Source organism: Reticulibacter mediterranei (genome assembly GCF_016587455.1).
On sequence record NZ_BNJK01000001.1, the window covers coordinates 2,888,067 to 2,904,444 of the forward strand.

At 51.6% G+C, this 16,378-nt stretch carries 11 protein-coding genes and 1 pseudogene; all 12 read left to right on the forward strand.

Features of this window, described 5'->3' with window-relative positions:
* Positions 1 to 425: 425 nt before the first annotated feature.
* The 12 genes and pseudogenes from K3T83_RS12300 (at position 426) to atpE (ending at position 16,262) form a co-directional block, all read left to right on the forward strand.
* The gene (locus K3T83_RS12300) at positions 426 to 680 is read left to right on the forward strand and encodes a hypothetical protein (RefSeq protein ID WP_220203260.1); all 255 of its coding nucleotides are present in this window, start codon (positions 426 to 428) and stop codon (positions 678 to 680) included.
* A 200-nt stretch (positions 681 to 880) separates the two neighbouring features.
* The gene (locus K3T83_RS12305) at positions 881 to 1,450 is read left to right on the forward strand and encodes a hypothetical protein (protein WP_220203261.1); all 570 of its coding nucleotides are present in this window, start codon (positions 881 to 883) and stop codon (positions 1,448 to 1,450) included.
* 14 nt (positions 1,451 to 1,464) lie between these two features.
* Entirely contained in the window at positions 1,465 to 4,302 is a 2,838-nt protein-coding gene (locus K3T83_RS12310; RefSeq protein ID WP_220203262.1) for a peptidase domain-containing ABC transporter, read from the forward strand.
* 652 nt (positions 4,303 to 4,954) lie between these two features.
* Positions 4,955 to 6,673, forward strand: coding sequence for a glycoside hydrolase family 44 protein (locus K3T83_RS12315; RefSeq protein WP_220203263.1), 1,719 nt, complete (start codon positions 4,955 to 4,957; stop codon positions 6,671 to 6,673).
* Between the two features lie 16 nt (positions 6,674 to 6,689).
* Positions 6,690 to 7,961, forward strand: a complete 1,272-nt coding sequence (locus K3T83_RS12320; protein WP_236064881.1) for a glycosyltransferase — start codon at positions 6,690 to 6,692, stop codon at positions 7,959 to 7,961.
* Between the two features lie 18 nt (positions 7,962 to 7,979).
* On the forward strand, positions 7,980 to 10,466 hold the full coding sequence (locus tag K3T83_RS12325) for an ArnT family glycosyltransferase (RefSeq protein WP_220203264.1): 2,487 nt from the start codon (positions 7,980 to 7,982) through the stop codon (positions 10,464 to 10,466).
* A gap of 111 nt (positions 10,467 to 10,577) precedes the next feature.
* Positions 10,578 to 11,741, forward strand: coding sequence for a DUF362 domain-containing protein (locus K3T83_RS12330; protein WP_220203265.1), 1,164 nt, complete (start codon positions 10,578 to 10,580; stop codon positions 11,739 to 11,741).
* Positions 11,742 to 11,783: 42 nt separating this feature from the next.
* Positions 11,784 to 12,737, forward strand: a pseudogene (locus K3T83_RS12335) (NAD-dependent epimerase/dehydratase family protein); the annotation flags it as partial.
* Between the two features lie 91 nt (positions 12,738 to 12,828).
* Positions 12,829 to 14,502, forward strand: coding sequence for a lysylphosphatidylglycerol synthase transmembrane domain-containing protein (locus K3T83_RS12340; RefSeq protein WP_220203267.1), 1,674 nt, complete (start codon positions 12,829 to 12,831; stop codon positions 14,500 to 14,502).
* 190 nt (positions 14,503 to 14,692) lie between these two features.
* Complete coding sequence (locus tag K3T83_RS12345; RefSeq protein ID WP_220203268.1) at positions 14,693 to 14,914, forward strand: AtpZ/AtpI family protein; 222 nt, start codon at positions 14,693 to 14,695, stop codon at positions 14,912 to 14,914.
* An 89-nt stretch (positions 14,915 to 15,003) separates the two neighbouring features.
* Positions 15,004 to 15,891 carry a F0F1 ATP synthase subunit A gene (atpB, locus tag K3T83_RS12350; RefSeq protein WP_220203269.1) on the forward strand — a complete coding sequence of 296 codons (888 nt, stop codon included), beginning with the start codon at positions 15,004 to 15,006 and terminating at the stop codon, positions 15,889 to 15,891.
* 155 nt (positions 15,892 to 16,046) lie between these two features.
* The gene (atpE, locus tag K3T83_RS12355) at positions 16,047 to 16,262 is read left to right on the forward strand and encodes an ATP synthase F0 subunit C (protein ID WP_220203270.1); all 216 of its coding nucleotides are present in this window, start codon (positions 16,047 to 16,049) and stop codon (positions 16,260 to 16,262) included.
* Positions 16,263 to 16,378: the final 116 nt, after the last annotated feature.

Genomic DNA, 16,378 nt, shown 5'->3' on the forward strand with positions numbered 1-16,378 from the left:
ACCTATATATCACACAGTGCATATTTTTCTATATCTTGTAGCAGAGATAATATAAAAATAGTAGAGCTATTAATATTTTATAGTAGAGATTATTTACAGTTCAGTTTATTAAAAAGATAGATATTTAACAGCGGTATATAGTACCATACGACTACTTTGATAGTGTATATTGCTCAAAGCATATCCAGAAGGTGTATAATCTCGATAGTTTCAAGTACACCAATCGTGCACGGCAGTAATCTCTTGAAACACAATCAATGGCGAAATGAAGTTGTACACACCGCTATGTCACTTATGAGCAGAAAGACATGCCGGGCCGTCTACGGGACGACAGGACGCTTATTTTGCCGACACAAAGAAGAGTGACTATCTTTAGAGAGATGGTTGCAGATGTCTAAGAAAACGAAAGGGGTCCATTTACAACTATGTTCAATTTCACGAAAAAAGCCGAAATCATTGAAGATCAGATCGAATTGACCGACGAGCAGCTCACCGAGGTAACAGGTGGCGCTACCGCCGCTAACGCTGGTGCTGCTGTCACTGGTACCAGTGTACAGCTTGGTCTGGCAGTGAGTACCGATGCCCTCAGCGCAAATGGCCTTGTGGGAAGCACCTTGACTGGTGTGACAGGCACGGTGAACGGCGTTACTGGAAAAGCCCTGGGCGTCGCCGGCCTCTAAATTTTGCTCTTTTTTGCAAAGTTTACGTGAGGAACCAATAGTCAACAGGCTCTATCCATGTGAGGCATACCCGCCAGCCTCTACCGCAGGCTCTAGCACCTCTGTTTGCTAGAGCCTGCTAGATAGAGCAACCGGAGCCAGGCGACGTGATTGTCGTCTGGCCCCATTTATTCTTTCTACAAAAACTAGAAGGAGAGCCGATGGCTTTCTCGAAGCGTTCGATTTTTCGTGAAAGCGCCATACAGAAGTATCTCAGACGGCAAGAGCAAGGAGTATTGCTGCGCGTCATCTCTCCTCCGGCGTTTCTCTTGCTCTGGATTGTAGTGGTATTTTTTCTGGGTGCAATCGGGCTGACCTGGCTGGTTGAGCTACCTATCTCGCTTACCGGGCAGGGAATTATTATGGAGCAGAATCAGCAGGGTGACAGCAAGATTGTCGCGGCGCTCTTTTTCTCGCCGGATCAGCAGGGACAACTACACAGGGGGCAGCCAGTCAATTTGAATGTTGGCTCAACAGCAAACGGCCTTACAGGATCTATTGCCTCGGTTGAAACGCAAAAGATCAGCCCAGAAGAGGCTCGGCAGCGTTTTAATCTCCAGGGGGCACTGGTACAGGTGGTGACAGGACCATCCATTGTTGCCTTTGTCGATATCAAATCAGCCTCTTCGACGCGTATCTATGTTGGCAGCGTATGTGCAGCGCAGGTACGTATTGGTTCGCAGCGAGTGCTCTCGCTTTTACCCGGTTTCAATCAATTTCTTAAAGGATAGAGGAGGGATGACGTATGGATGATGCACAGGACAGGCTGCGTCATAAACACAATGCTCAAGATATGAAACAAATAAAAAATAGAAAGCTCTCTTTGCCCAGCCATACGGCCAAGTTGAGTCGAGAGCTACCATCTCAACCATTACCAGTTCCTTCGCAGCCATTGAAAGAACCGCCATCTCGCCCATTCAAACTTTCTTTACCCGATAACACGCAACCATTACCTGCTCCTTCACAGCCACCGAAGAAGACGCCATCTCAACTATTACCTACTCCTTCACAACCGTTAAAGGTGCCGTTGTCTCGCCCCTTCAAGCTCTCTTTACCTAACAGTCAATCTTATATCATTAGCGATAAGATCCCGGCCTTTCAGTCGCTTCCGCAAGAGGGGCCAGAACCCAATCGAGACACGCCTCCATATGCCTACCCTCTTTCATTGCCGCCTCATCCAATCGTGAAGGAGAGTAAGGGAACGAATCAACCAATCTTTACCGCGCCACAGCAAGAGATGAGGACGATGCAGCGGGGGCAGCACATCGAAGGGAATATTGTGGCATTTCCAGTTCCACAACCAGTTCAACCTGCACCTGCTATCCACCAGGGGAACGAGAACGGCCAACCGAACCAGAATGGACAGAATACTCAGAGCAGACAGCAGGGGCAGCGTCCAGTTCAGAGAAAACCCCGTCGCACCTTCTTCAAGAGGCGTGTTCCTGAAATGAAGCAAATGATGGCTGTCGAATGTGGAGCCGCCTGCCTCGCGATGATCTTAAATTACTATGGGCGCTCCATCAGTATCTCAGAAGTGCAGGAACGCTGTGGTGTGGGGCGCGATGGTCTTTCGGCGCTAGCAATCGTCAAAGCCGCTCGCCAATACGGATTGCGGGTACGTGCTATTTCGCTAAAAAAGAACGATTTTCATAATGTGGCGTTGCCAGCCATTGTCCATTGGGAGTTTAACCACTTTGTGATTGTCGAACGCTGGTCGCGTACACATGTAGATCTGGTTGATCCTGCGGTTGGACGACGCAGGTTAAGTGCAGAGGAGTTCGACGAGGGTTTTACTGGCGTTGTCATCACACTTGAACCCGGTGCTCAGTTTGAGCGGCGTAGCAGCCAATCCTCGCTCACCCTCTGGAGCTATATGCGATCTTTGTTGCAGATGCGCGGCGTGGTGATTCAGATTCTTGCCTCCTCTTTGCTACTCCAGGTGCTCGGATTAGGTGCGCCGCTGCTAACAGCAGTCGTAGTGGATTACATTATCCCGACAAAATCCACCAGCATGTTGATGCTGTTCGGCCTGGGCATGCTCCTTCTGGTCATCACGCAAGGCGCGACAAAACTCTTACGTGCCTCCCTGCTCATCTACTTGCAGACGCATATCGATGCACGCATGATGCTGAACTTTTTTGAGCATCTGCTCAGCTTGCCGTATCGCTTCTTTCAAATGCGTCTGAACGGTGATCTGCTGGCTCGTGTGCAAAGCAATATTGCGATTCGCGACCTGCTCTCCAACCAGATGATTTCTACAATGTTGGATGGGAGCACCATTCTGGTCTATCTCGCCGTGCTCATCGCACAGTCGAGGCTGGTGGCCGGGACAACACTGGTGATTGGCGCATTGCAGGTCGGTTTGCTTCTGCTCACGGCTCCGGCCATCCGCAGACTCACACGACGCGATCTGGCCGCACAGGGCAAGACGCAGGGATACATGAATGAAATTCTGGCTGGCATTGCGACGGTGAAGGCTGCTGGTGCTGAGCAGCGCGTGCTCGACCGCTGGACGAACCTCTTCTTCGATGAGATGAATATATCGGTGCGCCGCAACTATCTCATGTCGGTCATCTCCATCATACTGGAAATCATTTATGTCCTTTCGCCCCTGCTTTTACTCTGGTTAGGAGCCTTGCAGGTGATGGCGGGCAACATGTCGATGGGCACGATGCTTGCGCTCAACACCCTGGCGGCTTCCTTCTTGTTGCCCCTCAATTCGCTGGCATCCAGTGGACAGATGATTCAGGTCGCACGAGCGCACTTCGAGCGCATTGCGGATGTAATCGGGGCCGAACCGGAGCAAGATCCTCAGCAGGTTCAGATACCGCCCCAGCTTACAGGGCGCATTGAACTGAGAAATGTCAGCTTTCAGTACGATCCAAACACGCCGCCGATTCTCAACGATATTAGCGTGAAGATTCGACCCGGACAAAAAGTGGCTCTTGTTGGCAGAACAGGGTCGGGCAAGAGCACGCTTGGCAAGCTGCTGATCGGCCTGATGACACCGAGCAAAGGCAACATTCTATTCGATGGCATACCCTTACAGCACATGAATTATCAGGAATTGCGCAGACAGTTGGGTGTGGTTTTGCAGGAAAGCTTTATCTTCAGCGGCTCTGTTCGTGAAAATATCGCGTTCAACAATCCTGCACTGGGCATGGAGCAGGTCGTCGAAGCAGCAAAGGCTGCGGCCATCCATGAAGACATCGAAGCAATGCCGATGGGCTATGAAACACTGCTCTCGGAAGGTGGCAGCGTCTTTTCTGGCGGCCAACGTCAGCGTCTGGCGCTGGCTCGTGCTCTCGCCAACCAGCCCGCTGTACTTTTGCTGGATGAGGCCACCAGCGCGTTAGACGTGGCGACGGAACGCGCCGTTGAACAGAACGTCAATAGCCTCTCCTGCACCCAGGTCGTCATAGCTCATCGCCTGAGCACGATTCGCAATGCCGATCTGATTCTCGTGCTTGATCAGGGGCGCATCGTCGAGCAGGGTACACATGAACTCCTGTTGCGTCGCGATGGCTTCTATGCTCGTTTGATTAAAGCACAGGTAGAGAGCGGCGAAATCGTAGCAGCATGATTTTTGTTTTGAGGGAAATTTTTCACAGCATAGCAACAACATGAACTTCTTTGCTCTGTGAAAGAATACATATTCCTTAAAAATAGCATCTCTTGCTGACGGCATTTCTTATTTGCGGTCGTGCAAGAGATGCGCGTTCACTTTTCAATCCAGCAAACTTACCTATGAGCCATCCCGATTCTACCCTTACCGGACGTTAAATGAGTAGGGAATCTTTTTCTGTTGCTGGCCTGTTCTGTCTGAAAGCAAAAAGAGTCTTGTAGTAGTCTATCAGTACCATTTTGCCTGCCACACTTGCAACCCTTGTATGTCTGCTCATGTATTATGATTATAGTCATACTCCAACTGTTCTGGATAAAAGAGAGATGTGATATTGTTAAAACAGAGAGGTTTCATGATAGATAATGGGAAGGGAATATAATACTCGTGCAAGAGGAGTATTAGAATGGCTTGAGAACACAGCTTAGTCGCGACGATACACAATGACAAAATTCCCATTCAGTTCCAGTCAGCGCCCCGGTACGTCTAAACAGTTGGATGTTTTTACTATACAGAAAAATCTGCAAAGAAACATCAGGGAAACATACATACCCCTGCTATTATTTAAAAGAAGCGACAAGATTGATGAAGCGAAGCAAGAGGAAGGGTACGCATGGCATTCAATCATAACGCCGGTCCCAACGGATCGATTGCGCAAATGCCGCCTGGAGGATCGCCACTCGAAATGGAATCGGGCATCGCAGGCGCACAAAAAGGACCGGGAGGACGGCGGCGCTTATTCGTATGGGTCAGTATTGGACTCCTTATTCTGGTTGTGCTGGGTGGCATCCGTATTGGCACGTTGACGACCACAACCAATGACCAGCTTACCATCCGCATCGGGGATCAACAGAGCGCGACCTTAGACCTGCGCCAGAGCTTTCCTGTCAGTAAGTATTTTTTAGGCACCAATGTCTTTCCCAAGCAGAATAGCGACTCCCTCGACAATGTAGGCACTGGCTTTATGGTCTATAACCAGCAAGTAGTCCAGACGTTGAAAGAGATGAATATCAAATTGCTGCGTTATCCTGGTGGCACGTGGGGGGAACAACACATACTTTCTAATGGCCAGGGCACCGGCCAGCAGCAGAAGCCAAGTAATCAACTGGCCGATTTCACACAGATGATGAAGGATACGGATACGGAAGGGATGCTACAAGTACATCTCGCCGGGCCTGTGACAAATAAATTTACGCAGGGGCAGGAGCCCCAGGGTGTACCGCATGACTCCGATGGATTGGCGACGTATGCGAGTAACTGGGTTGACTACATGAACAACCCGCACAGTCAGATGCGTTCTGGATCGCGCCAGCAAGATCCATTTCATCCGGTGACGTTCTGGAATGTGGGCAATGAGCCAGATCTCACCAAGAATCCAGCAACCGGCAAGCCTTATAGCGTCACCGAATACGCCAATTCATTCATCCAATTCTCGATTAAAATGCATCAGAACGATCCAACGATCAAAGTATTTGGTCCTGAGATCAGTCAGTATTATGGTGTCGGGGCAGGTCCGTTCGACGCTGGCGGCCACGCATGGATGGATGAGTTTTTGCGTGTTGTGGGCGATTTTGAAAAGCAGAACTGCGGCACCGGCAAAAAGTATCCTTATCAACTACTTGATGGCGTATCGTTCCACCGCTATCCCTTCACACTCAACCATCAAAATCCAGGGCTGTTGCTCAGCAGCACGGACGAGTGGAACTATCTCCTGCCGGGACTGCGCGAGCAGATCAAGCGCTTCACGGGTAGCGATCTGCCAATTGCGTTAACCGAGATTAACACCAATCCAACGCCCAATCCAAACCAGTTGCCAAGTCAGGCAGCGCTCTGGTGGGGAGATACGATGGGAACGTTGCTCAATCAGCAGATCAACAACGTCACCTACTTCTCCACTTCTGGAGTGAATAATCCTCATCCACTGATTGGCGCAGATGGGAAAATGACAGTAATGGGGCGTACAACGGAACTCTTTGGCAAACTACAGCTCTATGGGCAGCAGCCAGGAGAAGTAGTGCCGCTCGCGATCCAGGGGAACCCGGTTGGAGCCTACGCGACCATCGATAGCAGTCATAAAACGCTCGGCCTGTTCTTCGTCAACAAATCGGCTCAGCAACAGACTGTACAGATCGATCCGGTGGGCAACATCCTTTCGTTCGGCCCCTGGCATAGCCAGAAGGTCACGCTTGCACCATACAGCATGGTGGTGCTAACGATGCATCGCAGCAGTGCACAAACGGAGGCGGTCAGTTACACGCCAAAAGATGATGGTACAGCAGATGATTTAACGACGGTCAATTGTGGGGCTGGTGCTAACGGTACTCCATGCTAGCTAGTGAGGAAACATCGTGTCTACTATACTGCAAAACATTGGTCAAATTGTCTACCTGATTATCACGCTGGGGATGACAGTTCAGGCACTTTTTAATATACGCTTGCAACTTTTTATCTGGGAGGAACCGGATTTTGCCTGGTTGAACAAGGCTCCTACGGTGTATCGCGATCCCTGTCTCTCGTTCACGATCATGCTGCCAGCACGTCATGAAGAGGATGTCTATCAGAACACCATCCAGAAAGTCTACGATCTCAACTACCCAAAAGAACTGATGCAGATTGTGCCGATCTGTAGCGAGGACGACAAAGGCACCATTGCGGAAGCTCGCAAAAAGATGGACCAGTTGGGCGATCCCAACATCCAGTTGCTCATCTACACTAATAAGCCAACCAGCAAGCCGCGCGGCCTGAACCATGCGCTGCATATCGCGCGAGGCGACATCGTGACGATCTTCGACGCCGAGGACGAGCCGCATCCCGACATTTTAAATATTATCAATACAACCATGCTCAACGAAGACGTGGACGTGGTCCAGGGTGGTGTGCAGTTGATGAACCATAACACCAAATGGTTCTGCTACCTCAACGTCCTGGAATACTTCTTCTGGTTCAAGTCGTCGCTGCATTTCTTTGCGCGTACCGGCATGACCCCGCTTGGAGGCAATACCGTCTTCATCCGTCGCGAGTTGATGGAGCAGCTTGGCGGCTGGGATGAGACGACGCTGACCGAAGATGCCGACCTGGGTATCCGTCTGAGCCTCTCCCATTCTCGTATCCGCATCATCTATGACGATGAGTTTGTGACACGCGAAGAGACACCAAACACGATTGAGCAGTTTATCAAGCAACGCACACGTTGGAATCAAGGTTTTATCCAGATTCTACTTGCCAGAGAATGGCTCAAGCTGGAATCATTCTCCAAACAGGTGCTTGCCTTCTATGTGCTTGTCTCATCGGAGATTCAGGCATTTTTTGCCTGTATGATGCCGATCTCAATCATCATGATGTTTGTTGCGAAGTTCCCATTGTGGATGGCAATGTTAACCTTCTTACCTATGTACATTTTCATCCTGGCGCTCTTCATTCAGCTAGCAGGCTTGCACGAATTTGTGAAGGTGCATAGACTCAAATGGAGTTGGATAGAAGCTTGCGCCCTGCTGCTCTCCTTCTTCCCATATCAGGTTTTACTGGGAATCGGCGCATTACGTGCCGTCTATCGCCATCTCAAAGGAACGACGAACTGGGAGAAGACTGCCCATATTGGACAGCACCTCCAGAAAGCCTAAAGATAGAGTAGAACGCGTATGACATCTTTACAGAATCCAACGCCAGGTCAACCAGGACAGCAACCCCAGCCCAACAAGCAGGGGTTGCTACAAAACTATACAGGGATGCCGGGGCCAGCAGGTCCGGGTATGCCACCACAGGCAATGCAAGGGGGAAATGGAGCACCTGTCCCTGGTAGACAGGGTGGACTACTCAGTCGAGGTCCGAACCCTGGACCGCCACCACAACCAAACGTACCGTTCAATAATCCAGGTGGGCCGCCACCAATGCCGCCCGGGGGACCAGGCATTCAACAGGGACCACCACAAGGCAATCAGCCCTGGGGATCGCCTCCTGCTCCCATGCCACCCGGCGGCAATCCTGGCTGGAACCAACAGCGGGGACCGGCTGCGCCACCGATGGGAGGGCCGGGCGGCAATCCAAACTGGGGACCACCTCCTGCCCCCATCCCCAATGCACCAATGAACATGGCGGGGGTTATTTCTCCGCAACAATCGGCCCAACCGCTGGGATTTGAGGATGGGCAGGCGATCATCTATAGTACGCCAAACTTCTATCTGCGCTCAGCCTACCGTCCCGGTCAGCCGTTGGCCTCGCTGCGCCGTCCAACCGGACATACAAAAATGCTGCCAAAAGTCATGCCAGCACAGGGCGACCGCGTGGCAAGCAGCGAGACGCGCATGATGCCAAAGGTGGACCTGTCAGAAGATGTGAAGGAAAGACGCAACTTCAAACTGCCAGTTCCACGCGGGCTGGAAGTTGTGATCGTGCTCCTGGGCATCGTCGCATCGTTTGTAGCGCACGCGTACAACATGTTTAACTATCCACGCTACGAACTGGACGAAGGAACCTATATGTCCAGCGCGTGGGCGATCTGGAACGGCATGATTACGCCCTACGCCTATGGTTACGGACATCCTCCCCTGGCATGGATGCAGATCGCCGCTGGCTTGCCGCTGGTTGGTGGCTTCTTCACTTTCGGAACGGCGGTCAATACCGGGCGCGTCATCATGCTCTTCTACGCGGTGGGCTGTAGCGTACTGGTCTATTTGATTGTGCGCAAAATGAGCGAGAGCCGCGCAGCTGCGCTGCTGGCAATGATCGCCTTTTCGCTCTCGCCGCTCAGCATCACGTTCCAGCGCCAGGTCTTTCTCGATAATATCGCCACCTTCTGGCTCCTGCTCTCGCTCTACTTCCTGGTGATTGGCGAGAGCCGTCTGCGCTTTCTGGTGATGTCGGCGGTCGCGCTGGGCATATCCTTTCTCTCCAAAGAGGTCTTTGTGCTGTTTATTCCGGCAATGATCTATGGTGTATGGATCTACACCACCAAATTCCAGCGCAAATTCTCAATGGTGGCCTACATCTATACCGTCTTCTCGGTCTGCTCCGCGTTTGTGCTGATGGCCGTTCTGAAAGGAGAGCTATTCCCCCCTGGCTGGCTGCCCTGGGATCATATTGCTCACTTGAGCATGATCGGCACATTCACAGCACAGGCTAAACGCGGCTCCTCTGAAGGCAGTGTCCTCACCATGTGGGGCGCATGGATGTCGGGCGACTTCCTTTTAATGCTTGCTGGTGTCGCTGCGCCTTTCTTGAACCTGTTTATGGGCATATGGAACCGTAAACAGTTGTTCCTGGCGTTGCTGGCGGCGAGCTTCTGGTTGCTCCTGCTGCGCGGCGGTGTTGTGCTTTCGTTCTACATCATACCACTCATTCCGTTTATCGCAATCAACCTGGCTGTGGCCCTCGATGCCATCCTGCGAGCAATTGCCCGGCTCTTCTACTTTGATTTGATGCGCTCCGTCCTGCTGGTGTTCCTCACGCTGTTGCTCATTCCATACTATATCTTGCAGGGTGGATATGCCTACACGCTTGCACCTGCCTCTATTCAGGTACAGGCTATGACCTGGGTACGCTCTCATGTGCCGCGCAACGCAGTGGTCGTGACCAATAGCTGGGCAGAGATGGATCTGAAGCATCCGGGCGGCCTGGGCGTCGGCAACGAATCGGGCTTCCCCAACACACTCGTCTATGTGAACATCGATGATGACGCGACAGTGTATAACGGGGTACTCAGTAACAACCCGGATCGCATCGACTACTTCATCGCCGATTCTGAAATGCTGACCTATATTACCGGCGATTCGCAGGGCAAGCCGCAGGGCGTTGACCCGAACGATCCCGATAAGATCGCCAAGTGGAAGGACAAAATCGATCAGCTTTACGGAGGAGGTCTCGACGCTGGCACCACTGCCAAACTGCTGATGAAAGCCTTCTTCTATTCGCAGCGGGTAGCAACCTTCCAGGTAAACGATCACAACGAGAAATTCCAGATCGACATCTTCCAGGTGATCCATACAACAGGGTTGCCGCAAGCGAGAACAGTGCCGGATCATTCCGGTAATGATTCTAACACTGGCAGTAGTACTTTTGCTAGTACTATTGGGAGTACAACAAATACTGGAAGTCCTATTCCTCTGGATAGACGCACGATTTTCAGTTAACATATATGGAGGGGACTGAGGCATTCGCCGTGTGGTAAGTTCCCTCTAGGCACTTTTCAGGTCTCCTCATATATTTACTCTATATCCCAATTTATAAGGAAAAACAAAACAATGTTAGTAACACGGCCAACAACTGATACAGTCGCTATTACGCGCACATTCGATGGGGTCGCAGAGGCTACACATCGCGTTATTGAGCAAGTGGGAGGGATGGAATCGGTCATACAGGGAGCAAAAATAGCTATTTTAAAACCTAATCTGGTAGCCGGACGCAACGCCGCTAGCGGTTCTACAACCAACTTTGACCTGATGAAAGCAGTTGCGGAAGAGGTACGCGCCTGCGGAGCCGAGCCGGTGCTATGCGAGACTCCTGGAACCGAATTTGACCGCGATGCAACTTATACCATCCTCGGCATCGATAAGTTCTGCCAGGAAAACAATATTCGCATCCTGCGCGTCGATCCCGAAGGTGGCGAGGCGGATTGGATGGAGTTGCGGCCATCGGGAGCGAAGAAGCTGAAGCGTTTCCATATTCCGCGCATCCTCAAAGAGGCACGCCTGATCAATATCCCCGTCCTCAAAACGCATGTCGTTTCGACCATGACCATGTGCATGAAGAATTCAATGGGCATTCTCCCACGCCCGGATCGTCGCCATATGCACGCATTCGGCATCGATCAGTCCATCGTTGATATGAATCTGGGCATTAAGCCGGACCTGAATATTGTGGACGGCAGTGTCGGGCAGGACGGCGAAGGACCGGTCTATGGCGATAAGGCCGATCTGCAAGTGCTGCTGGCGGGTCGCGATGCCCTCGCGGTCGATGTGGCCTGCTGTCAGATCGTCGGCGTCGAGCCGCGCAAAATCCCTCATCTTAAGCTGGCGCTCGAACAATGGGGCATGCCCTGGTTCCAGATTGTCGGCGAAGAAGACGGCGGCGTGATCAAACAATTCCGCCTGCCGCCCGATAAATCGCTCTATCGCTTCGCATTCTGGGCCATGTTCCCCATCGATTATCCCTTCTCGCTGATCGCCAAACGTGGCACCCATTTTGTCACCGAGTTCTACAAGACAGGCATTGTTGGCACACGGCCACAGATTCAGGAGGAGAAATGCACGCGCTGCGGCGTCTGCGTCGATGCGTGCCCTCTGCCTAACGTGATCGATCTCACGACATTGAAGATCAATCCGAAAACATGCGAGCGCTGTTTGCTCTGCTATGAAGCATGTCCAGAAAAAGCTATCAACGTCAAAGGATATTCGGGAGCACGGTAATGACCATTCTAGTTACAGGCGCAACAGGTTTTTTTAGGGGCCGCGTTGACACGTGCGCTGGTGCAGCAGGGCCATGAGGTTCGCATCCTGGCGCGCGACGAGAAGAAGGCGCGAGAACAATTCGGCGATGCCATTGGCGGGACAATCACGCTCATTCGCGGCGAAATTACTGAAAAAGAGAAAGTTCGGCAGGCAGTTGATGGCGCGACGGTCATCTATCATCTTGTCGGTCGCCTCTATCATCCCAGCGTGCCAACCGAACTCTATCACGAGACCCATGTTATCGGCACTCGTATCATTGTTGAAGCCTGCAAAGATCAGGCCCAGCTTCAGCGCTTCGTCCATTGTAGCACTACCGGCATCTTTGGCGAGACCGGCACCACGCCCGCCGACGAAGATGCACCACTTGGACCAACCAATCCCTACGAGGCAACTAAACTGGAAGGCGAACTGGTGGCGCTGAAGGCATATAAAGACTTCGGCCTGCCTGTGTCGGTCATCCGTCCAGGACTGGTCTATGGTCCGGGCGACCTGCATTTGTTGGGATTTTTCACCTCAATCCAGAAGGGGCTCCCCTGCCTGATCGACGGCGGCAAAGCCATGATACATCCAGTCTACATCGATGACATGACCGATTCGTTCATCCTGGCAGCAGAGCGACCGGAGGCTATCGGGCGTAGCTACAATATCGCCGGAGACCTGCCGGTGACGTTCCGCGAACTATCTACAGCCATCGCTCATGCGCTGGGGCGGCATCTTCCGCCAGGCGATCTTCCGCTCTGGCTTGCCAATACCGCTTCGGATGTCTTCTCCGTTGTTCCTGGCTTTGGAGGCGAGAAAGCGCCACTGACGAGGAGCCGCGTGAAATTTTTGACCAACAGCCGGGTATATAGCATTGAGCGCGCGCGCCACGAGCTGGGCTACACTCCAAAGGTGGGACTGACAGAGGGCATGGCTCTAACGGCTGAGTGGTATCGGAAATACGGGTATTTGTAGGTTCATCTGCAACCTTGAGCGTGCAATTTATCGCTACACTCACATGTACATATTAGGGACTCCTATATACTTTCAGTGACGTGAGGTTTGCATGCAACACGATGATCGAAGTGCGGGCGAGGGTGAGGAGCAGGTAGCACAGCAACCTGTTCACCCGGCCCGCGATTTTTTCTCTGATTGGCATGAGGAAGAAGAAAGCGACGAAGATGTTGCCGAGCAACCCACTGTTGTACCGAAAAGAACGCGGAAGTCACCTACATACCCTGTGTCGTCAGAGCAGCAGGATATTCCGCCTATCGTGAGGAATGCCCCGAAGGAACAACTCCCTTCGTCAACCAGGCAGTCCCACACGCTACAGGATCATTTGATGCCCACAAAGCCCCCTTACAACAACGATTTTTTCGACGACGAAGACATCCCAGCCAATTCGCTTGATATAGGCCGCAAGAGCACTAAACGCCTGATGGACCTCAGCGGCATGATGCGAACAATTCGGCCTACGAAGCCGCTGGAGCCATTGGAAGATGAGCAAGAAGAGCTAGAGGTTGAAGACGAATGGTGGCCAGACGGCATCAAACAAACTGGGCTGCTCCCGGTCGTCAACCTCTATGGCAAAGAACCCTTCGGGCGCACCCAACCCCGGCTCCCGGCAGTCAAACCAACCAAACAGAAAGAAGAGTCAGCCTGGAAAGCGCTTATCAACAAGCCAGCCTTTAAAGTTGCGCTTGGCCTGCTCGCAGGCGCGCTCTTGCTGTTTCTCGTCACCAGGATCGTTGATATCCCTTCCACTATCCAGATACTCAAGAAAAATCTCAGCACCCCATTCGGCATTGTCTGCGCACTGCTTTCGGGCGTAGCATTCTTGCTGGCTTATTGCATTCGTGGCGTGCGTTGGAAGTTGTTTCTCAACCCGATTGGCCACATCAACACGATCAAGGCGATTCAACTCTTTCTGGTCGGCATCTTTCTCAACTTTCTCTTGCCAATTAGAGGTGGCGAGGTCGCGAAAAGCCTCATGCTCAAGCGAATCGCCAACATTCCTATCAACCAATCGCTGCCAACGGTAGCAATGGATAAGGCTCTGGACCTGATGCCAGCGCTCTTTATCATGGCTATCGTGCCCTTTTTAGGCGTGACGATGGATATCAAGCTCTGGCTGGTGCTGGGCATGGTTGGCGGTCTGCTGATCGGGCTGATCTTCTTTGTGGCGCTGGCGGCCTGGAAACGCACGGCGGCCATCGCACTCCTGCAAAAGATGACCGCCATTCTGCCAAAGGGGATTGGCAACAAGATTGCCGGGTTTGCCACCGGCTTTGTCGATGCGCTGCTGGCAGGAGCAAGTCAACCAGGCATCTTTATTCCAGCAATCCTCCTGACACTCTTTGCTGTACTGCTTGATGGCCTCTTTGCGATGCTCGCATTCTGGACAGTCGGGGTACATATCTCCTTCGGCACAGCAATCTTCGGCTATACCGTTTACAACATGTTCTACATCCTGCCCACGCCGCCGGGACAGGTGGGCAGTAACGAGGCGATCGGCCTGCTGGTCTTCTATGGTCTGTTACACCTCGACTCGCATGGAGTAGCCGCCATGTTCATCTTCTCACATCCCTGGGCGGCTGTCCTGATGTGCCTCTCCGGTATGGGCAGTTTGAGCGCGTTGGGCATGACGATATCAAGCGCAATGAAAGTACAAAGTGGGAAAGAACAGAGCGAGGCGTCTGTAACGCCTGCACTGGAAGAAACAGTACAGGTCCACATCTAATAGTCAGTGAAGCAGATAAAGAGCCATCTCTAAAGCAGAAATAGCTTAACTGAGACGGCTCCTTTTACTTATGGGTGAGCAATATTAGCAGGAGATACAAAAAAAATGTATCAATTGTTGCATTGATTTTGCCCCCTGTGCTATAATCCTAACGGTATAATAAGAAGAGAAAATAGATGGGACTATCAGGATGAAGCAGAAGCCACCTCCCTCGGTTTGGGGGCCGCTGGCGCTAGTTGGACAGCTTGGCTTCAGTATCGCAACCCCCACTATTCTACTTGCTATTTTAGGCAATTATCTTGATGGTCGGTTTCACACCGCACCATTATTCATATTGCTCGGGCTGCTGCTTGGCCTGATCTCAGGTATCTACGGAGCATACCGTTTACTGAAAGGTTCAGGAGTACTCTAGATCCTCCGACCGGGATAAACGGAGACGCCATGCCCTACTGACAATGAGGCCAGCAGGCAGAATGACCCCTGCATTTTTTGGAGGACTACGTGAATCTCTGGAAACTTCCCAATATACAACTGACACCAGAGGTAATTTTCACGATTCCAGGTACTGATTTTCACGTCACCAATACGCTTTTTTGTACCTGGATCACACTTATTGTCTTATTCCTGGCATTCTTTTTTGCGACTCGCCGCAAGGATATGATCCCCCGAGGTTGGCAAAACTTCATGGAATGGATCGTGGAGTTGCTGCGTGGGCTGGTACAGAGTGTGTCGGGAAAAGAAAATGGGAAAAAGTTTTTCCCTCTGGTTGCCTCTTTCTTCTTTTTTATTCTGGTTTCCAACTTGCTCGATGTTATCCCTGGCGTCGATTCGATCGGTAGCATCGAACCCGACAAGTTGCCAGCAGGGGCGCAGCCGGGAATCCTTCTCTGGGGAGATGCGTCCAACGCGCTTGTGAGTTGGGTTCGCCCCCCCACCACTGACCTGAACTTGACTATTGCGATGGCGCTGGTTGCGGTCATCACAGCGCAGTTTTACGGTTTCTTTACTCTGGGCTTTCGGGGTCACGTGGGTAAATACGTAAATCTACGCTCGTTATTCAAATTCAGCTTTGAGGGGGCTATCGAGTTTTTCGTCGGCCTGTTGGAGATCATTCAAGAGATTAGCCGCGTGATTTCTCTGGCTTTCCGTCTCTTTGGTAACATCTTCGCCGGTAGCGTTGTGCTGGCAATCTTCGCCTTCCTGCTGCCTGCCGTTGCCAATATCGTCTTTATCCCCTTTGAGTTGTTCGTAGCAGGCGTACAGGCATTTGTCTTTTCTCTCCTTACGCTGATCTACTTGCAGCTTGCAGTCACTGGTCATGGGGACCACGAAGAGGGACATGGACAGGAAGAAGAGGCCAGCGGTGCGCATCAGGCTGCCGCTCACTAATTAGCTCAGCAGGTAGCCACATTAATGTACTGCCATTTCAATGTACATTCATTTATCAAAGGTGTTTGCCACTCGCAGATTTTATTCCTGCGATTGCATAAATATCATAATGAACTAAAATATACAGGCATTGTCCTTAAAGGAGGATTATCGTCATGACACAGCTAGCTATTGCACTTGCAATTGGTCTTGGAGCCATTGGCCCTGGTATTGGTATTGGTATTGCAGCAGGTCAGGCATTTAGCGCCATTGGTCGTAACCCAGAAGCTGCTCCAACCATCCAGACGAACCTGATTCTAGGTCTGGCCTTCGCCGAAGCCATTGCTATCTATGCCTTGCTGGTCGCCCTGCTGATCAAATTCATTCCCTAAATACTTATACGTTCCTTTTGTACTACACATAGAGGAGACACATGCTGCAATATGCTGGGTCTCCATATGTGTAGAAAAGGGAGCAAAAGTACGCAAGTGCCAGGCACAAAACGTGC